Below are 19220 nucleotides of genomic sequence, written 5' to 3' on the forward strand. Positions count from 1 at the left end.
GGGCTCATTCCGCGGCGGCCGCCTCGGAGGGGCGACCGAAATGCAGGGCGATTCGTCCGGCGAGCCGCAGAGCGACATCGTCCTTGGACAGGGTCGGCCAGTCCTCGACACCCGCGGCGCTGATCAGATGGACCGTGTTGCGGTCGCCGCCGAACGTGCCGGTGCTGGGCGACACGTCGTTGGCGACGATCCAGTCGCAGCCCTTGCGCTGGCGCTTGTCGATGGCGTTGGCGACCAGGTTCTCGGTCTCGGCGGCGAAGCCCACCACCAGGGCCGGCCGCTGCGGCCCCGGCCGCGACAGCGTCGCCAGGATGTCGGGATTGGGCGCCAGCTCGAGCTGCTGCGGCGCCGCGCCGGCCTTCTTCTTGATCTTGGAAGCGGCCGGGAGGGCCGCCTTCCAGTCCGCCACTGCGGCAGCACAGACCGCGATGTCGAGCCGGCCGGCACTCGTACAGGCCGCCAGCATCTGGTCGGCCGAATCGACGTGAACGGTCCGGACACCGGGCGGATCGGCCAGCGCCACCGGACCGCTGACCAGCACGACCTCGGCACCCAGCCGGGCCAGGGCTGCGGCGATGGCGTGCCCCTGCTTGCCCGAGGAGTGGTTGGAGATGTAGCGCACCGGATCGATCGCCTCGCGCGTCGGGCCGGAGGTGACGACGGCCCGCCGGCCGGCCAGCGGCTGCGCCGCGGGCGCCAGCAGCGCTTCGATCGCGTCGGCGATCTCCTCCGGCTCCGACATGCGTCCCGGGCCGAACTCGTTGCAGGCCATGGCCCCGTCGTTGGGACCGACGAAGACGATGCCGCGCTTCCTCAGGGTCTCGACATTGGCGACGGTGGCGGCATGGGTCCACATGCGGACGTTCATCGCCGGCGCCGCCAGCACGGGCTTGTCGGTCGCCAGCAGCACGGTGGACGCCAGGTCGTCGGCCAGGCCGCCGGCCATGCGCGCCAGGATGTTGGCCGTCGCCGGCGCCACCACCAGCAGGTCGGCGTCGCGCGACAGCTGGATGTGGCCCATCTCGCTCTCGTCGGTGAGCGAGAACATGTCGGAATAGACGCGGTCCTCGGTCAGCGCCTGCAGCGACAGCGGCGTCACGAACTTCGCCCCTGCCTCGGTCAGGACGCAGCGCACGGCGGCACCGCGCTCGCGCAGACGACGGACGAGCTCGAGCGACTTGAACGCCGCGATGCCGCCCGCGACGACCAGCAGGATCCGCTTGCCCTTCAGCATGGCGGCCAGCCTACCACAAGGCCCGGCTGGCGAAAGTGTAGAGCCCGGTCAGCAGCAGCGCCCACAGCACGGCCAGGCGGAACTGCTCCACCGACAGGCGGCGGCGGATCTGCTGGCCGAGCCACATCCCGCCCAGGGCGGGGACGACCGCCGCCGCCGAGACCAGCCCGCGCGGCCCGTCGAGCAGACCGAACTTGAGCAAGGACACGGTCAGCGCCAGAGAGGTCGCGCACAGGACGACGCCCAGCGTCTGAACCAGCTCCGACGGCTTGATGTCGAGGCCCTGCAGATAGGGCATGAGCGGGATGATGGGCACCCCCACCACGCCGGCGACGAAGCCGGAGATCACGCCGATCGCCGGCCGCAGCGGCCGCTCGAGATCGGCGTGGATATGCAGCCGGATCCGGAAGAGGCCCAGCCCGCTGTACACGATCAGCACCGCGGCCAGCACCAGGAAGGCCCAGTTCGGCCCCTTCTGCCCGACCAGCCACATGGTGACGTAGAGCGACACCGCGAGCGGGACGATCAGCAGCCACTGCCGCCGCACGATCCGCCGGAAGTTCCCGCCCACCGCCGCCTGCCAGACGTTGGTGAGGATCGACGGCAGGGCGATCATCGCGATCGCCTCGGTGAGCGGCAGGAAGAGCGTCGTGAGCGCGATCACGATGGTCGGCAGCCCGAGCCCGACCAGGCCCTTCACCGCCCCCGCGAGCAGGAAGACGGCGAGGCAGAAGGCGGCTTGTTCGATCGTCATCGCGGACCGACCGGAGGTCAGCTCACCCAGGCGACGATCGCGACCGCGATGAGGGCCAGCACGGCGACCACCTCGGCGAAGCGCGGACGCCAGCCGCGGGCGTGCGGCGACGGCAGGGCGGCGGCCAGCTCGGCCTTTCGACGTTCCTGCTCGGCCATGACGTGCAGGCTGTCGATCAGCCGCGGCAGACGGCGCAGCCCGCGCATCAGTTCCTCGGCGGTGCGCCTGACCGTGGCGCGCGGCCCGAAGTGGCTCACCATCCATTCCTCGATCAGCGGCCGCGCCAGCTCCCAGATGTTGACGTGCGGGTTGAGCCGCGTGCCCATGCCCTCGGCCATCAGCATGGTCTTCTGCAGCAGCAGGAGCTGCGGCTGCACCGCCATCTCGAACTGCTCGGTGACGCGCAGGAGCTGCGCCAGCAGGCGCGCGATCGAGATCTCGTGGCTGGGCTTGCCGAAGATCGGCTCGCCGATCGAGCGGCAGGCCTGGGCGAACACCTCGATCGACTGGTGCGGCGGCACGAAGCCGGCGCGGAACTGGACCTCGGCCACCGCCCGATAGTCGCGGCGCAGGAAGGCGACCAGCAGCTCGGCGAGGTAGCCGCGCGTGTCCTCGTCGACCCGCCCCATGATGCCGAAGTCGACCGGCACGATGCAGCCCTGGCGATCGACGAAGGCATTGCCGCCGTGCATGTCGGCATGGAAGAAGCCGTCGCGGAACACCTGGAAGAAGAAGGCCTCGGCGCACTTGCGCATGATCTCGTGCGGATCGTGGCCGGCCGCCACGATGGCGTCGCGGTCGCCGATCGGGATGCCGTCGACCCGTTCGAGCGTCATGACCCGCCGGGCGGTGCGGTCCCAGTCGATCTCCGGCGCGCGATAGGTGGGGTCGTCGGCGAAGTTCTCGCCCAGCTCCTGCGCCGCGGCGGCCTCCATGCGGAGGTCCATCTCGACCCGCACCACGTCGGCGAAGGCGCGCACCGATTCGACGGGCTTCAGGCGGCGGAAGCGCGGCTGGGCGCGCTCGACCAGCTCGGCGATCCAGTAGAAGAGATCGAGATCGCGCTCGAAGGCCTGCTCGATGCCGGGCCGCAGCACCTTGACGGCGACCTCGCGCCCGTCGGTCGTGACGGCGAAGTGGACCTGGGCGATCGAGGCCGCGGCGACCGGGACGTCGTCGAAGCGCGAGAACAGCGCCTCCACCGGGCGGCCGAGCTCGGCCTCGATGATGCGTCGCGCCTCGGCGCCCGGAAAGGCCGGCAGATGGTCCTGCAGCCGCGACAGGTCGGCCGCCACCGCGGCGCTCAACAGGTCGGCGCGGGTCGACAGGGCCTGGCCGAGCTTGATGAAGGAAGGCCCCATCTCCTGCAGCGCCGCGGCGAGCCGCTCGCCCGGCCGCCGCGCGTCGCGACGGCGGGCGAACAGCCGCGCCCAGGCGATCAGGGCCGGTGCGATGCCCAGCGTCTCGAGCGGGAACAGCGCGTCGTGGCGCGCGAAGCTCAGCGCCGTGCGCAGCAGGCGCCAGCTGTTGCGGAGCGCGCGCAGCATCGCCTAGACGCGCCAGCCCGAATGCAGCGCCACGACGCCGAGCGTCATGTCGCGCCAGGCGATGTTGGCGAAGCCCGCCTCGCCCATACGCCGCGCCAGCTCGCGCTGCGGCGGGAAGCGGCGGATGCTCTCGTGCAGATAGCGGTAGGACTCGGGATCGCGGGCGATGACGCGGCCGAGCAGCGGCAGGGCGCGGCTGGAATAGGCGTCGTAGACCCGGCCGACCGGCGCCGAGGTGACGCGGCTGAATTCCAGGCAGTAGAACCGGCCGCCGGGGCGCAGTACGCGATGGGCCTCGCGCAGCGCCTTGTCGATGTCGGTGACGTTGCGCAGCCCGAAGGCGATCGTATAGGCGTCGAAGGATCGGTCGGGGAACGGCAGCGCCTCGGCATCGCCGGCCGTCCAGGTGATGCCCTTCACCAGGCCGCGATCGACGGCGCGGTCGCGGCCGACCGCCAGCATCGCCGGATTGATGTCGCAGACCGTGACGTCGGTCCGCTCCTCGCCCCTCGCGGCCAGGCGCCGCACGATCCGGAACGCGATGTCGCCGGTGCCGCCCGCGACATCCAGGAAGCGCTCCCCCGGCCGCGGGTTCAGCAGGTCGACCAGCGCGTTCTTCCAGAGGCGATGGACGCCGCCCGACATCAGGTCGTTCATGAGGTCGTAGCGCGGCGCGACGCTCTCGAACACGCGGGCGACCATGCCGGCCTTCTCGGCCGCCGGGACGTCGCGATAGCCGAAAGAGGCCCGGTCCGCCGATTCGGGCGCCGCGGGCTCGGACGCATGAGGCCCGCGCGCGCTAGGATCGGGTGGGGTCGCCGCTGGACTGGTCATGGCGGCCGCAACCTAGAGGAATCGCCCCGATGCTGAAAGACCGCGTCCTGCTCATCACCAATGTCGAGAAATTCGCAGGTCATGGCACGACAAGGGCGGCGCTCGCCCAGGGTGCCACGGTCCTGGCCCACGATCCGACCTTCGAGGCGCCGAGCGCGCGGCACCGCTACGAGGCGGAGTTTCCCGGCGCCCATGCCCTGTCGGCCACCGATCCGGTGGCGCTGGTCGAGCTCGCCGTCCGGCGGCACGGCCATGTCGACGCGCTGGTCAACAACGACGCCTACCCGGCGCTGCGCGCGCCGCTCGGCGAGGCGCGCCTGGAGGACTATCGCGACGCCCTCGAGGCGATGGCCGTGAAACCGTTCCGGCTGGTCCAGCTCGTGGCGCCCTCGATGCGCCGGCGCAAGTCCGGGCGCATCGTCTTCGTGTCCTCGGCGGCGCCCCTGCGCGGCATCGCCAACTATGCGCCCTACGTGTCGGCGCGGGCCGCGGCCAACGGCCTCGTCTCCTCGCTGGCCAAGGAGCTCGGCCGCGACGGCATCACGGTGAACGCGGTCGGCTCCAACTATGTCGAGAACCCCGACTATTTCCCGCCCGCCCTGCTGGCCAACAGGGATGCGATGGCGAAGATGACGGCGCAAATTCCGCTGGGCAGGCTGGGCAAGGCCGAGGAACTCGGGGCCACCGTCTGCTTCCTCTGCTCCGACGCCGCCGGCTTCATCACGGGGCATGTCCTCCCGCATGCCGGCGGATGGGCGTGACGAACGCCGGCGCCCATGCCACTATGAGGTGAATAAATGTTCGTGCACGTATGACCCACAAGGGTCGGCGAAGCGCGGATGCAATGGGAGGCACGACCAGGCACGCCGGCCGCTGACCGGCGTGGCGCTCGTCGGCCCTGCTTGGTCCGAGGACGGCGCATGGGAAGACAGATCGTCCACCGCCTGCTGGTCTCGCTCCCCGCGCTGCTCGGGGTTCTCTTCCTGTGCTTCTGCCTGCTGCAGGTCGTGCCGGCCGATCCGGCGATGATCATTGCCGGGCCCGACGCCAAGGCCGAGACCATCGCCGCGATCCGCAGCGAGCTCGGGCTCGATCGTCCCATTCCCATCCAGTTCGCCGAGTATATCGGCCGCGTGCTGCGCGGCGATCTCGGCCGCTCGATCATCTCGAACAAGATGGTCAGCGAGGAGCTCGCGCTCACCATCGGTCCAACCGTCGAACTGATGCTGGGCGCCATGCTGATCGCGGTGCCCTGCGGGCTGGCGCTGGGCACGCTGGCCGCGGTGCGCCGCGGCAGCATCACCGACCGGATCATCATGGCCGTCTCGGTGGCCGGCGTGTCCATGCCGGTCTTCTTCATCGGCCTGATCCTCATCCAGTATGTCGGCTTCAAGTGGGGCCTGCTGCCCTTCACCGGCCGTACCGGCCCGATCTGGGACGGCGGACTGCCGAGCCTGATCCTGCCGGCCGTCACCCTCGGCGCCGTGCTGATCGGCCCGATCGCGCGGCTCACCCGCACCGCCGTGCTCGAGGTGCTGGGCGCCGACTTCGTGCGCACCGCCCGCGCCAAGGGCCTGCGAGAGACGGTCGTGATCGTCCACCACGCGCTGCGCAACGCCCTGATCCCCGTCGTCACGCTGATCGGCCTGCAGGCCGCCTTCCTGCTGGGCGGCGCCGTGGTAACCGAGACGATGTTCTCCTGGCCGGGAGTGGGCCGCCTCGCCGTCGGCGCCATCGTGTCGAGCGATTTCCCGACGGCCCAGGGCGCCATCATGATCCTCGCCATCGCCTTCCTGACGATCAACCTCCTGGTCGACGTGCTCTACGTCTACCTCGATCCCCGGGTGCAGCGGTCGTGAGGGGGCAACGGTCATGAGCGTCGACGCCCTCCCTTCCGCCGCCACGACCGCCGAGGAGACGGGCCTGCTGTCGCGCTCGGGCGTGCTGCGCCGGCTGATGCGCGACAAGGTGGCGGCGATCGCCGCGCTGGTGCTGGCCCTGATCGCCCTCGCCGCCGTCTTCGCGCCGGTGGTCGCGCCCTACGATCCCTACCTCACCGATCTCACCAAGGTGATGCAGCCGCCCAGCGCCGAGCACTGGTTCGGCACCGACAATACCGGCCGCGACATCCTGAGCCGCGTCATCTACGGCACCCGCAACACGCTGATGCTGGGCCTGGTCGGCGTCGTCATCGGCGGCCTGCTGGGGGGCCTGCTGGGCATCCTCGCGGCCTACTATCCCCGCGCCGACGGCTGGATCATGCGCCTGGTCGACGTGATGCTGGCCTTCCCGGCCATCCTGATCGGCCTGGCCGTCGCGGCCGTCGCCGGCGCCGGACTGGGCGCCGTCGTGATCGCGCTGGTCGTGGCGACCGTGCCGGACGTCGCCCGCGTGGCGCGCGGCGCGGCGGTCGGCGTCATGGGGCAGGAGTTCATGGAGGCGGGCCGCGCCGTCGGCGTGTCCGACCGGACGCTGATCTGGCGCTACCTGACGCTGAACTGCATCTCCACCATCTTCGTGTTCCTGACGCTGCGCTTCGGCCAGATCATCCTGATCGGCTCGGCGCTGGGCTTCCTCGGCATGGGCGCGCAGCCACCGACCGCCGAGCTCGGCATGATGGCCGCGCAGGGCCGCGACTTCCTGTTCATGGCGCCGCACATCGCGACGATCCCGAGCTGCGCGATCTTCGTCATCGTGCTGGCCGCCAACCTTCTGGGCGACGCATTGCGCGACGTCCTCGATCCGAGGCTGCAACAATGATCAGATCCGTTCTGGGCGTTGCGTATGCGTTTGGTATCGTCGGCGTCTCGCTGGGAGCTGCGTCGGCGCAGACCCTGAACATGATGAAGTCGATCGACGCGCCGCACTACGACGCGCAGCGCACGACCTGGGGCCCGACCTCCGACATCGTGAACATGTTCCAGGACACGCTGGTGGCGCTGGACTGGGACGGCAAGACGCCGATCCCCTATCTCGCCAAGTCCTGGACGGTGAGCCCGGACGGCAAGCTCTACACCTTCAAGCTGCGCGACGACGTGCAGTTCTGCAGCGGCAAGAAGTTCACCGCCGACGACGTCGTCTACAGCTTCAAGCGCCTCAAGAGCCCGGAGATCAAGGGCCCGTACGCGTGGCGCGCCGGCAACATCAAGGAGCTGCGCGCGCCCGACCCCTACACCGTCGAGTACGAGCTCAACGAGCCCTACTCGGAGCTGCTGCTGCAGCTCACCATGTTCACCAACGTCATCCACAACAAGGAGAGCGTCGAGGCGTTGGGCAAGGACTACGGGGTCAAGGGCGCCGACGGCACCGGCCCGTGGTGCTTCGACTCGTGGCAGCCGCGCACCCAGATCGTGCTCAAGCGCCACGACGCCTACAAGTGGGGGCCCTCGATGTACAAGAACAAGGGGCCGGTGAAGTTCGAGCGCCTGGTGGTCAAGATCGTGCCCGAGGATTCGAGCCGGGTCGCCGCCATGATGGCGGGACAGTTCGATACCACCCACCAGTTCCCGCAGCAGTTCATGGCGCAGGCGCGGTCGGCGCCGATGCTGCACGTGGCGCAGGCCAACCCGAACTTCCAGCTCCTCTACTTCGGCTTCAAGACGACGCGGCCGATGGTGGCCGACAAGCGCGTGCGCGAGGCGATGAGCATCGCCATCAACCGCGCCGAGATCGCCAAGGGCATCCTGCTGGGCAACGCCGATCCCGCCTTCACCTTCGTCGACCCGACCGCCCTCGACTTCTCCCCGTCGACCAAGGGAATGGTCAAGGAAGACGTGGAGCGCGCCAAGGCGCTGCTCGACGAGGCCGGCTGGAAGATGGGCAGCGACGGCGTGCGCGAGAAGGACGGCATCAAGCTCCAGCCGAAGGTCTACTACACCGCGGCCGGCAACACGCCGCGCGTCGCCGAGGCCATCCAGGGCTATCTCCGCCGCATCGGCGTGCAGTGGCAGCTCCAGCCGTGGGATTCGACCATCGCCGCCGCCAAGATGGCCGAGCAGGACTACGAGATCTGGTCCGTCACCGTGCCCTACCTGTCGGCCGGCGACCTGATGAACATCTACTTCGACTCCCGGAACATCCCGACGCCCAACCGCATGAACTGGAAGGACGCGGAGACCGACGAGTGGCTGAAGCTCGGCCGCGCGGCCCTGACCGAGGCCGACCGCGCCAAGCACTACGACATGGTGCAGAGGAAGGTCACAGCCGAGGCGCTGTGGATCCCGGTGCTCAACATCAACATGTACGAGGTCACCAACAAGAAGCTGAAGGGCATGCGCCCGCACATGATCTACCAGAACACCTTCTACAAGGGGTTGGACGCGAGTTTCTAGGGATCAACGACCGACGCCCCTCATTCTCCTCTCCCCCTGGCGGGGGAGAGGAACATGAGGAGCGGAGGAGGCGAAGGGAACGGAGCAGACGAGGAAACAACCAAGCGAGGAAACGACCATGCGTAACCTGTTTGTCGGTGTAGCAGCGTTCCTTGGACTAGCCGGTGCGGCCGCGACCGCCGATGCGCAGACCCTGCGCATGATGAAGTCGCTCGACGCCCCCCACTACGACGGTGCGCGCACCACCTGGTCGCCGACGTCGGACATCGTGAACATGTTCCAGGACACGCTGGTGGCCATGGACTGGGACGGCAAGACGCCCATCCCCTATCTCGCCAAGTCCTGGACGGTAAGCCCGGACGGCAAGCTCTACACCTTCAAGCTGCGCGACGACGTGCAGTTCTGCAGCGGCAAGAAGTTCACCGCCGACGATGTCGTCTACTCCGTCAAGCGGCTGGTCAGCCCCGAGCTCAAGGCGCCGCTGGCCTGGCGCGCCGGCAGCCTCAAGGACGTCCGCGCCACGGATCCCTACACGGTCGAGTACGAGCTGAAAGAGCCCTACGCCGACCTGCTGCTCAACATGACCATGTTCACCATGGCGATCCACAACAAGGAGAGCGTCGAGTCCCTGGGCAAGGACTACGGCACCAAGGCGATCGACGGCACCGGCCCGTGGTGCTTCGAGTCCTGGCAGCCGCGCACGGAGATCGTGCTCAAGCGCCACGACGCCTACAAGTGGGGCCCCTCGATGTACCAGAACAAGGGGCCCGTGAAGTTCGAGAAGCTCTCGATCAAGATCGTGCCCGAGGACTCGGCGCGCGTCGCCGCCATGATGGGCGGCCAGTTCGACGTCACGCACCAGATCCCGCTGCAGTTCATCTCGCAGGTCAAGGCCTCGCCCAACCTCACGGTCCAGGAGGCCAAGCCCAACTTCCAGCTGATGTATTACGGCTACAAGGCGACGCGGCCGATGGTGGCCGACAAGCGCGTGCGCGAGGCGATGAACATCGCCATCAACCGCGCCGAGATCGTCAAGGGCATCATGCTGGGACAGGCCGACCCGGCCTACACCTTCATCGATCCGCAGGCGCTCGACTTCGCCGAGTCGACCAAGGGCATCATCAAGGAGGACGCCGAGCGCGCCAAGAAGCTGCTCGACGAGGCCGGCTGGAAGGTCGGCGCCGACGGCATCCGCGAGAAGGACGGCATGAAGCTCGCGCCGAAGGTCTACTTCACGCAGGTCGCCTACTTCCCGCGCGTGTCCGAGGCCATCCAGGGCTACATGCGCAAGATCGGCATCGACTGGAAGGTCCAGGGCTTCGACTCGACCATCGCCTTCTCGAAGATGAGCGAGCAGGACTACGAGCTGTGGACCGTGACCTTCCCCTACATGTCGGCCGGCGACCTGCTGAACTTCTACTTCGATTCGAAGAACATGCCGGCGCCCAACCGGATGAACTGGAACGATCCGCAGACCGACGAGCTCCTGAGGAAGGGCAAGGCGTCGCTGAGCGAAGCCGACCGCGCCAAGTACTACGGGCTGGCCCAGCAGCGCGTCACCGAGGAGCATCTGTGGATGCCGGTGATGAACATCGCCATGTACACGACCAGCCTCAAGAAGCTGAAGGGTGTGCGGCCGCACATGCTCTATCAGAACACGTTCTACAAGGGCCTGGACTACTCGTTCTGATGGACAAGCTCCTCGAGGTCCGCGGCCTGCGGACCTACTTCCACACCGACCGCGGCCTGTTCCGCGCGGTCGACGGCATCGACTTCTCGGTCGGCCGCGGCAGGACGGTCGGCCTGGTGGGCGAGTCGGGCTGCGGCAAGAGCGTCACGTCGCTGTCGATCATGGGCCTGGTGGCCAGCCCGCCCGGCAAGGTCGAGGCCGACGCGGTGCTCTTCGACGGCCGCGACGTGCTCGGCCTCTCGGCCGACGAGCGCCGCCGCCTGCGCGGCGGCAAGATGTCGATGATCTTCCAGGAGCCGATGACCTCGCTGAACCCGGTCCACACGATCGGCCAGCAGATCGTCGAGGCGATCCTCGCCCACACCAACCTGTCGCCCCAGGCGGCGAAGAAGCGCGCCATCGAGATGCTCGAGCTGGTGCGCATCCCCTCCGCCGCAGAGCGCGTCGACGACTATCCGCATCGCCTGTCCGGCGGCATGCGCCAGCGCGTCATGATCGCCATGGCGCTGTCGTGCGAGCCGACGCTGCTGATCGCCGACGAGCCGACCACGGCGCTCGACGTCACCATCCAGGCCCAGATCCTCGATCTCCTGCAGGACCTGCAGAAGCGGCTGGGCATGGCCGTCCTGATCATCACCCACGACCTCGGCGTCATCGCCGAGGTCGCCGACGAGGTGATCGTCATGTATGCCGGCAAGATCGTCGAAAGCGCGCCGGTCGACGCGCTGTTCGCCGATCCGCAGCATCCCTACACGATCGGGCTGCTCGGCTCGATCCCGCGCCTGGACGTCGATCGCGAGCGGCTGTCGACCATCGAGGGCACGGTCCCCAGCCCCAACAACCAGCCGAGGGGCTGCCGCTTCTCGCCGCGCTGCCCGTTCGCCGACCGGCAGTGCCGCGACGAGCCGCCGCCGCTGCGCGACATCGCCGCCAGCCATCGCGTCGCCTGCTGGAAGGCGCCCGTCGAGCTCGCGAGGGACGCCGCATGAGCGTCCTGGCCTCCCCGTCTCCCCGGCCTCCCGCCCTGCAGGTCGCCCAGCCGCAGTCGCCCGTCCTCGAGGTGAGCGGCCTGGTGAAGCACTTCCCGGTGTCGCGCGGGCTGATCCGGCGCAAGGTGATCGGCCTGGTGCGCGCGGTCGAGGGCGTGACCTTCGACATCGCCCGCGGCGAGACGCTGGCGCTGGTCGGCGAATCCGGCTGCGGCAAGTCGACGACCGGCCGGCTGATCCTGCGGCTGATGGATCCGACGTCGGGCTCGGTGCGCTTCAAGGGCAGCGAGATCGCCGACCTCGACAAGGGCTCGATGCGGCGACTCCGCCGCCACATGCAGATCATCTTCCAGGACCCTTACGCCTCGCTCAACCCGCGCATGACCGTGGGCGAGATCCTGGTCGAGCCGATGGCCGTGCACGGCCTTCACAGCGAGGCCGAACGCGCCGAGCGCGCGCGCGAGCTGCTCGCCGTCGTCGGCTTGCTGCCCGAGCATGCGCATCGCTACCCGCACCAGTTCTCCGGCGGCCAGCGCCAGCGCATCGGCATCGCCCGTGCGCTCGCGGTCAATCCCGACCTGATCGTCTGCGACGAGCCGGTGTCGGCGCTCGACGTCTCGATCCAGGCGCAGATCGTCAACCTGCTGCAGAACCTGCAGAAGCGCTTCGGGCTCTCCTATCTCTTCATCGCCCACGATCTCGCCGTGGTGAAGCACATCAGCGACCGCGTGGCGGTGATGTACCTCGGCAAGCTGGTCGAGATCGCCGCCAAGCGCGACCTCTACGACCGGCCGCTGCACCCCTACACGCAGGCGCTGCTGTCGGCCATCCCGCGGCCCGATCCGGGCGTGCGCAAGACGCGGATGCTGCTGAGCGGGGACGTGCCCAGCCCCTTCGCTCCGCCGCCGGGCTGCCGCTTCAACACCCGCTGCCCATTCGCCCAGGAGCGCTGCCGCCGCGAGGAGCCTGTGCTGCGCGAGGCCGGCGGCGGCCATCACGTGGCCTGTCACTTTTTTGAAACGCTGCCGGCGCCGGCGATCGCGGCCGCGGGCGGTCCCGCGAGCGGCAAGTTCGCCGAAAGGCTCGCGGCCTTCGAGGCGGCGAAGGCTCGACGCACCACCGCCTGATCCCGATCGAAGAACGATAACGCGAGCGGGGTCTGGAGACCCGCCGCCCGGCGGTCCATACACTGCCGGGATGACGACCCGGGTAAGCGGTACCGAAGGCTATGGCGAGACGGCCGGCGACCGCGTGAAGCAGTACGAGAGCCTCGCCTTCGCCGACGTCCACCGGCCCTTGCTGGCTCTCTTTCCCGCGCCGCCCGGCCGGGTGATCGACATCGGCGCCGGCACCGGCCGGGACGCCGCGGCCTTCGCCGATCTCGGCCATGCCGTCGTAGCCGTCGAGCCGACGCCCGAGCTGCGCGCCGCGGCGCAGCGACTGCACCCGCATCCGGCCATCACCTGGGTCGACGATTCGCTGCCCGGCCTCGACCGCGTCCACGCGCGCGGCGAGCGCTACGACCTCGTCATGCTGACCGCCGTCTGGATGCATCTCGACCGCGACCAGCGCGAGCGCGCCATGGGCCGCGTGGCGCCGCTCCTGCAGCCCGGCGGGCTGATGGCGCTGACGCTGCGCCACGGGCCGGTGCCGGCCGGACGGCGCATGTTCGAGGTGTCGGCCGCCGAGACGCGGGAGCTCGCGTCGCGCCACGGGCTCGAGACCGTCCTCGACAGCGAGGGCGCCGCGCTGCTGGGCGGACGCGACGTGTGGTGGAGCCGGCTCGCGTTCCGGCGGGCTCCGTCGGCCGGCGCAACCACTTGTCGGCAGGACGGGTGAGCGGCATGGCCGGACGGGTCGTCGTCATCGGCAATGCGGGTCTCGACCTGCGCCTCGCCGTGCCGCGCCTGCCGCGGCCCGGCGAGACGCTGATCGGCAGCGGCAGCGCGCGGGCGCCGGGCGGCAAGGGGCTCAACCAGGCGGTCGTGGCGGCGCGCTGCGGCGTCACGGTCCGCTTCTGCGCCGCGCTCGGCAGCGGCAAGTCCGAGGCCGACGCGCTGGAGAAGTACCTGACCGACGAAGGGATCGGCACGCGCATCCTGCCCCGCCTCTCCCATCCCATGGACTTCTCGCTGGTGATGGTGCTGCCCGACGGCGAGAACGCCATCGTCAGCACCAGCGCCTGTTCGCTCGCCCTGCCCTCGGCGCATGCCGCGCGGGCGCTGCGCGGTCTGGGCGCGGGCGACGTCGTGCTGCTGCAGGGCAACCTGTCGCTGGAGACGACGGAATATATCCTGGGCGTCGGCCGGCGGCTGGGAGCGACGACGGTGTTCAACCCGGCGCCCTTCTGGCCCGGCGCCGAGAGGCTCGCCGGACAGGCCAGCCTCGTCATCGCCAACCGCCTGGAAGCCGAAGCCCTCGGCCCGGCGATCCACGAGGCGCCCGCCGCCATCGTCACCCTGGGCGCCGAAGGCTGCGTGCTGGTCGGCCCTGGCGAACCGCGCGCCTTCGCCGCGCAGCGCGTCGCCACGGTCGACACGACGGGCTGCGGCGACGTGTTCTGCGGCGTCGTGGCTGCCGCCCTCGCCGGCAGAGCAACGGTGGAAGACGCGATCGACGCCGCCCAGCGAGCCGCCGCCCTCACGGCGACCCGGCCCGGCGCCTACGAGGCGCTGCCGACGCGCAAGGAACTGCAGGCCATCCTGTTGGCCCGGGCGTAACGCTCAGCCAGCCGCCCGCCCGTCGCAGCAGCGATCGACGAAGAGCGTGGCCGCCAGCAGGTCGGCGCAGCCGCCCGGCGACAGGCGGCGCGCCACGAAGGCGCGGTGCAGCGCCTCGGCCTCGCCGAGCCAGCCGTCGCGGGCACAGCCGCCGCGCGCCAGGAAGTCGGCAGCCGCGCCGCGCACGAACGAGTCTCCGGCCAGGCCGCCGCGATGGAGCACCGTCGTGTCGTCGACGGAAGCCATCAGCACGAACAGCGTCTGGATGCCGGCGGCATTGTCGTCGAGCCCGAGGGTGCGCGCCTGCCGGTAGGCCGGCACGCCGACATCGAAGACGCTCGGAAAGCCCCGCGCGGCCTCGCGGCGGGCACCGTCGCGGCCGGTCCGGCGCCGCACGTCGGCGCCGTGGCTCGCGGTGGCCGCGCCGCGCGCGGCGTGCGCCGCCAGCGCCGTGCCCCAGTCGCGCATCAGGACCTCGCGCACCCGCTCCACGGGGATGAGATCGGCGCCCGCGGCGGCGCGCGCCACCGCGGCCACGATCATGCCGACCGAGAAGATCGCGCCGCGGTGCGTGTTGATGCCGCCGGTCGCCGCCAGCATGCGCCGCTCCGCTGCGACGCCGAGCGGCAGCAGGACGGTCTCGAAGGACGCCCCCGTCCGCCCCGCCGCCGCCAGGCGCGTGAAAGGCTCGCGCAGGGAATTCGCCGACCGGCCCATGAGGGCGAAGTCCATGTCGGCGTGCGCCCCCGAATCGACCGGGCTCACCAGCCCGGGCTTGGGATAGGCCGCGAGCTCGTCGTGCAGCGCCGCGACGGCCGCCTGCGCCAGCGCGTCGTCCGAGCCGACGTCGATCCGCGACCGCCCGGCGGCGGTCAGGAGCGCGTCGGGGCTCATGCACCGAGCGCCGCGCGCGGCATCAGGCGCAGCCCGCCGACCGACTTCACCGCGACCTCGGGCGCGCCCTGGCCGAACTCGCGCCACTGGACCTCGCCGTGGCCCGCGATCGAGAGCTCGCCGTCCAGCCTGAACGGCAACCCGGCCTCGGCCTCGGCCAGGAACGACACGGCCCGGTTGGCCCCGGCGCCATCGGCGACGTCGACCAGCAGGTCGAGGTCGGACCCCGGCCGGACATGCGCTTCGCCGGTCAGGGCCTGCCACATCCAGCTGCCGTAGACCCGGAGATCGAGGCCGGCAGCCTCGGCCATCGCGGCGAGGCGCGCGAAGGCGGCGGCGTGCGGCCGGGCGGCGGCGCAGTCGGCGATCTCGCGCAGGGCGGGCGGACGGCGGAGGTCGAGGATGGCGGCCGCCGTGGTGCGCGCCGCGACCCGGCGCGGCCGGAGCTGCGGGAAGCGCGCCTCGACGGAACAGAAGCCCACGGCGATCGACGACGGGTCCTCGCCGCCACGGGCGATCACGAAGGGCCGACCCGCCGCCTGCCAGCGCGCCGCGCGGTCACGATCCTCCGCGACGCCGGTCTCCGGCGGCTGCGACAGGCGGACCAGCGCGTGGCGGCGCAGGCCGGTCATCCCGCCGCCGCGGCCAGCACCTTCTTGGCGATGTCGAGGGCGAGCTTGCGGCCGCCGCGCTTCTTGCCCAGCGCCGCGCGATTGTCGTCGGGCGTCGCCGCGGCAATGGCGCGGGCGAGCTTCGCCTGGACGTCGCCCTTCGCCGGCCAGACCTCCTCGACGCCGCCCAGCAGGGCGAAGGGATGGGCGCCGAACTCGAGCGAGGGCATGGTCTTCGACAGCTTGCGCAGCACCGGCACGGGGATCTTGGTGACGGCCGACATCGCCTCGACCGGCATCAGGCCGACGCTGGCCGAGTCGAGGGCGTAGATGCGGTCGGCGAACATGCCGTAGCAGATGAAGGCGCCGCCGATGGCCTTGCCGGTGGCGATGGTGACGAGCTTGTGCCGCTTGCGGCGCGCCACTTCGAGGCAGGTCAGCAGATGGCCGAAGCAGCTCACGAGGCCCAGCATCTCGGCGACGCGGTTGGGCTCCTGGCCGGCGCTGTCGACCAGCATGACGATCGGCATGCGGGGATGGCGCTCGATGCACTCGATGATGTGCGCGGCCAGCCTGAGCGCGGCGGCATTGTCGATATAGACGCCGTCGCCGGTGCCGATGACGCAGACCGGTGCGCCGGCCACCGTGGCATAACCCGTCAGGATCGACTGGTCGTTCGAGATGCCCTTGGCGGACGCGCCGAAGAGCCGGGTCAGCAGGGGACGGACGGTCGATTTCGCCATGGCCGGCCTACTTTCCACGCTTGGCGAGAGCGACGAACTCGGGGCCCGACGCCAGCGACGCCGCCTCGATGTTCCGCACGCCCATGCCCTTCCACACGGCATCGGGATCGGCCGTCTGGCCGAAGCGCTTCAGGCGCTGCTGCAACTGCTTCTGCCGGGCCTTCACCGCCTTCAGCGTGACGGCGCTCGACTTCGTCAGGACCTTCGCCACGGCCTCGCGCACCGCGGCGGCCGAATCGTGGACCAGCGCGTCGGCATCGCCCAGCAGGTACTTGGTCTTGCCGCCGCTGGTCTTCCAGACGAGCGCGCGGTTGGACGAATCGTAGGCCTTCTTGCCCATCCACTTCTCGATGACGATCGGCCCCGAGATGCCGAGGCGGCCGTGCTCGGTCATGACGCGGAAGTCGCAGCAGGTCGACAGGATGCCCATGCCGCCGTAGGCGCCGATGTCGCTGCCGATGACGGCGATGGTCGGCACCTTCCTGGCCCGGCACTCGAAGATGGCGCGCATCGTCTCGGTGATGGCGATCTCGCCGGCCGAGCCCTCGTGCAGGCGCACGCCGCCGCTCTCGACGATCACCACGCAGGGCACGCGGTCGCGCGCCGCGGCCTTGAACAGCCCGGTGAGCTTGGCGCCGTGGATCTCGCCCACCGCGCCGCCGACGAACTGGCCGACCTGGGCGGCGAGATAGACCTTCCTGCCGCCGATCTTCGCGCGGCCGATCACCACGCCGTCGTCGAGCGACACCGGGATGCCGAGCTGCGCCAGGTACGGGCTGGTGAGGCGCTCGGGCGGCGGCAGGAACTCGGTGAACGAGCCCGGATCGACCAGGGCGGCGATCCGCTGGCGCGCGTTCTGCTCGTGGAAGAGAGGTCCGCCGGTCATCGGTCGCCCTTGGTCAGATGGTCGTAGGCCTGGCGCAGGCGCAGGTTGACGAGGACCGGGGGCGCGCCCTGGTCGTTGATCGTCACCTTGATGCCGCCGGCGGCGTAGTTGTGCGCGAAGTCCGACAGGGCAGCGAGCCACGACGCCTTGTAGCCCGGGATCGACGTCGCGACGTGGCACTCCATGGTGCCGGCCGGCGCGGCACGCTCGACCATGACCTCGAGGTTGCCGGAGCCGACGACGCCCGCGAGCGCCCACGGCTTGGTCGTCCGGACCTTGAACGGCTTGGACGGGAATGCCTTCTCGAACTTTTCCATGTCGGGCGTCCTACCAGTCGACGAATTGCGGCGGCGGGTCGTAGAGGCCCTGGGACCAGCGCACCAGCCCCTTGATGTCCTGGGCGGCGAGCAGGCCGCGGCTGGCCTCGCGCGGCGAGATGCCGAGATCCTCCGGCAGCTGGACGATGCCGCGGGCGCGCAGGTCCGCGGTCGTGCGCTTCGAGCGCTTGAGGCCGACCGGCGTGTAGCCGGCGACGGCGCGGATGGCCGCCTGCCGCTCGGCGACCGACCGGCAGGCCGCGAGGTTGGCGATGCCTTCCTCGGTGACGATGTGCGTGACGTCGTCGCCGTAGATCATCACCGGCGCCACGCCATGCAGGGCCTTGCGGATCGAAGGGTCCTGCGCGTCGAGTTCCTCGACGAAGGTCGGCACGCGGCCGGCCTGGAAGGTCTCGACCATCTGCACGACGAGCTTGCGGCCGGGCGAGGTGCCGGGGCCGGGATTGGCCTCCGCGCCGGCCTTCAGCCAGGCCTTGGTCGGATGCCGGCGGCCGGTCGGCTGGCAGCCCATGTTGGGCGCGCCGCCATAGCCGGTGATGCGGTTCTTCGAGACGGTGGAGGAGTTGCCGTTGATGTCGATCTGCAGCGAGGCGCCGATGAACATGTCGATGCCGTAGAGGCCCGCCAGCTGGCCCATCGGCCGGTTGGAATGGAAGCCCCCGTCGCGTCCGGTGAAGAACACGTCGGAGCGCGCGGCGGTGTAGCGCTCCATGCCGACTTCGCCGCCGAAGGCGAAGACGCTCTCGACCCAGCCCGATTCGATGGCCGGGATCATGGTCGGCAGCGGATTCACGACCCAGTGCTTGCAGATCTTGCCCTTGAGGCCGAGCCGCTCGCCGTAGGTCGGCAGCAGCAGCTCGATCGCCGCCGTGTTGAAGCCGACGCCGTGGTTCAGCGACTGGACTTCGTACTTCTCGTAGATCCCCCGCAGCGCCACCATGGCCATCAGGACCTGCACGTCGGTGATCGCCGCTGGATCGCGCGTGAACAGCGCCTGCAGGTGCATCGGGTAGGGCGCCTGGACGATCAGGTCGACCTGGTCGGCCGGGATGTCGATGTGCGGGATCTTGTCTACGATCTCGTTCACCTGGGCGAACACGATTCCGTCGGAGAAGGCGGTCGGCTCGACGACGGCCGGCGTGTCCTCGGTATTGGCGGCGAGGTACAGGTTGCCCTTGCGGTCGGCCTGGGCGGCGGCGACCAGCGCGACGCGCGGCGTCAGGTCGACGTAGAACCGGGCGAACAGCTCGTTGTAGGTGTGGATGGCGCCGACCGGGAATTTCTTCGCCTTCACGAGATCGGCGACGGCGGTGCCTTGCGGGCCGGCGTAGCAGAAATCGACCTGCCGGATCATGCCTTTCTTGAAGAGTGCGATATGGGCGGGGAGGGTGATGCAGGACATCACGAGATGGATGTCGCGTAGATCCTTCTTGTCGAGCGCGGCCAGCTGATTGGCGAGGAAGTCCGCCTGCTTCTGGTTGTCGCCCTCGAGGCAGACGATGTCGCCCGGCTCGATGATGCGCTTCAGGACCTGGGGCACGCTCGCCGCCGACACGAACTTGCCGCGCGCCAGCCGGCCGACCTTCGCCACGCGCTCCGCCTTGTTGGCACGACGCGCGGCCCTTGTTGCAGTGGACATGAGAGCTTTT

At 70.1% G+C, this 19220-nt stretch carries 19 protein-coding genes; 9 read left to right on the top strand and 10 right to left on the bottom strand.

Annotation, left to right across the window (positions count from 1 at the left end; genetic code table 11):
• Positions 1-4: 4 nt before the first annotated feature.
• Genes coaBC through ubiE form a run of 4 tightly spaced genes read right to left on the bottom strand, consistent with a single transcriptional unit; the run spans position 5 to position 4369 of the window.
• Entirely contained in the window at positions 5-1234 is a 1230-nt protein-coding gene (coaBC, locus tag ACO073_RS03785) for a bifunctional phosphopantothenoylcysteine decarboxylase/phosphopantothenate--cysteine ligase CoaBC (RefSeq protein ID WP_421995419.1), read from the bottom strand.
• 10 nt (positions 1235-1244) lie between these two features.
• Positions 1245-1988 carry a sulfite exporter TauE/SafE family protein gene (locus tag ACO073_RS03790; RefSeq protein WP_421995421.1) on the bottom strand — a complete coding sequence of 248 codons (744 nt, stop codon included), beginning with the start codon at positions 1986-1988 and terminating at the stop codon, positions 1245-1247.
• A 17-nt stretch (positions 1989-2005) separates the two neighbouring features.
• Positions 2006-3535 (bottom strand): 2-polyprenylphenol 6-hydroxylase, encoded by a 1530-nt coding sequence (gene ubiB, locus ACO073_RS03795; protein ID WP_421995423.1) that lies wholly within the window; start codon positions 3533-3535, stop codon positions 2006-2008.
• 3 nt (positions 3536-3538) lie between these two features.
• Positions 3539-4369 carry a bifunctional demethylmenaquinone methyltransferase/2-methoxy-6-polyprenyl-1,4-benzoquinol methylase UbiE gene (ubiE, locus tag ACO073_RS03800; protein ID WP_421995425.1) on the bottom strand — a complete coding sequence of 277 codons (831 nt, stop codon included), beginning with the start codon at positions 4367-4369 and terminating at the stop codon, positions 3539-3541.
• Between the two features lie 29 nt (positions 4370-4398).
• Here ubiE and ACO073_RS03805 point away from each other — a divergent pair, with 29 nt between their 5' ends.
• From ACO073_RS03805 to ACO073_RS03845, 9 genes are all read left to right on the top strand, one after another.
• Complete coding sequence (locus tag ACO073_RS03805; protein ID WP_421995427.1) at positions 4399-5130, top strand: SDR family oxidoreductase; 732 nt, start codon at positions 4399-4401, stop codon at positions 5128-5130.
• Positions 5131-5289: 159 nt separating this feature from the next.
• On the top strand, positions 5290-6228 hold the full coding sequence (locus ACO073_RS03810; protein ID WP_421995429.1) for an ABC transporter permease: 939 nt from the start codon (positions 5290-5292) through the stop codon (positions 6226-6228).
• Positions 6229-6241: 13 nt separating this feature from the next.
• Positions 6242-7129, top strand: a complete 888-nt coding sequence (locus tag ACO073_RS03815) for an ABC transporter permease (RefSeq protein ID WP_421995431.1) — start codon at positions 6242-6244, stop codon at positions 7127-7129.
• Positions 7126-8700 (top strand): ABC transporter substrate-binding protein, encoded by a 1575-nt coding sequence (locus ACO073_RS03820; RefSeq protein ID WP_421995433.1) that lies wholly within the window; start codon positions 7126-7128, stop codon positions 8698-8700. Before ACO073_RS03815 ends, ACO073_RS03820 begins: the two co-directional genes overlap by 4 nt.
• A gap of 118 nt (positions 8701-8818) precedes the next feature.
• Positions 8819-10390 (top strand): ABC transporter substrate-binding protein, encoded by a 1572-nt coding sequence (locus ACO073_RS03825; RefSeq protein WP_421995435.1) that lies wholly within the window; start codon positions 8819-8821, stop codon positions 10388-10390.
• Positions 10390-11379 carry an ABC transporter ATP-binding protein gene (locus ACO073_RS03830; protein ID WP_421995437.1) on the top strand — a complete coding sequence of 330 codons (990 nt, stop codon included), beginning with the start codon at positions 10390-10392 and terminating at the stop codon, positions 11377-11379. The genes ACO073_RS03825 and ACO073_RS03830 overlap by 1 nt, the downstream gene beginning before the upstream one ends.
• Positions 11376-12506, top strand: coding sequence for an ABC transporter ATP-binding protein (locus ACO073_RS03835; RefSeq protein ID WP_421995439.1), 1131 nt, complete (start codon positions 11376-11378; stop codon positions 12504-12506). Before ACO073_RS03830 ends, ACO073_RS03835 begins: the two co-directional genes overlap by 4 nt.
• Positions 12507-12576: 70 nt before the next feature.
• On the top strand, positions 12577-13218 hold the full coding sequence (locus ACO073_RS03840; RefSeq protein WP_421995441.1) for a class I SAM-dependent methyltransferase: 642 nt from the start codon (positions 12577-12579) through the stop codon (positions 13216-13218).
• Between the two features lie 5 nt (positions 13219-13223).
• The gene (locus tag ACO073_RS03845) at positions 13224-14099 is read left to right on the top strand and encodes a PfkB family carbohydrate kinase (protein WP_421995443.1); all 876 of its coding nucleotides are present in this window, start codon (positions 13224-13226) and stop codon (positions 14097-14099) included.
• 3 nt (positions 14100-14102) lie between these two features.
• Here the strand turns inward: ACO073_RS03845 and mdcB are convergent, their stop codons facing one another.
• From mdcB to mdcA, 6 genes are read right to left on the bottom strand one after another with little or no spacing between them, the layout of a single operon-like run.
• Complete coding sequence (mdcB, locus tag ACO073_RS03850) at positions 14103-14993, bottom strand: triphosphoribosyl-dephospho-CoA synthase MdcB (RefSeq protein ID WP_421995445.1); 891 nt, start codon at positions 14991-14993, stop codon at positions 14103-14105.
• A complete protein-coding gene (gene mdcG, locus ACO073_RS03855) occupies positions 14990-15625 on the bottom strand; it encodes a malonate decarboxylase holo-[acyl-carrier-protein] synthase (protein WP_421995447.1) in 636 nt (211 codons plus the stop codon). The genes mdcB and mdcG overlap by 4 nt, the downstream gene beginning before the upstream one ends.
• A complete protein-coding gene (locus ACO073_RS03860) occupies positions 15622-16347 on the bottom strand; it encodes a biotin-independent malonate decarboxylase subunit gamma (RefSeq protein ID WP_421995449.1) in 726 nt (241 codons plus the stop codon). Before ACO073_RS03860 ends, mdcG begins: the two co-directional genes overlap by 4 nt.
• A 7-nt stretch (positions 16348-16354) precedes the next feature.
• Positions 16355-17233, bottom strand: a complete 879-nt coding sequence (locus tag ACO073_RS03865; RefSeq protein ID WP_421995451.1) for a biotin-independent malonate decarboxylase subunit beta — start codon at positions 17231-17233, stop codon at positions 16355-16357.
• Entirely contained in the window at positions 17230-17550 is a 321-nt protein-coding gene (mdcC, locus tag ACO073_RS03870; protein ID WP_421995453.1) for a malonate decarboxylase acyl carrier protein, read from the bottom strand. Before mdcC ends, ACO073_RS03865 begins: the two co-directional genes overlap by 4 nt.
• A 10-nt stretch (positions 17551-17560) precedes the next feature.
• On the bottom strand, positions 17561-19210 hold the full coding sequence (mdcA, locus tag ACO073_RS03875; RefSeq protein ID WP_421995455.1) for a malonate decarboxylase subunit alpha: 1650 nt from the start codon (positions 19208-19210) through the stop codon (positions 17561-17563).
• Positions 19211-19220: the final 10 nt, after the last annotated feature.

It is taken from the genome of Reyranella sp., from assembly GCF_965229815.1.
GTDB lineage: Bacteria > Pseudomonadota > Alphaproteobacteria > Reyranellales > Reyranellaceae > Reyranella.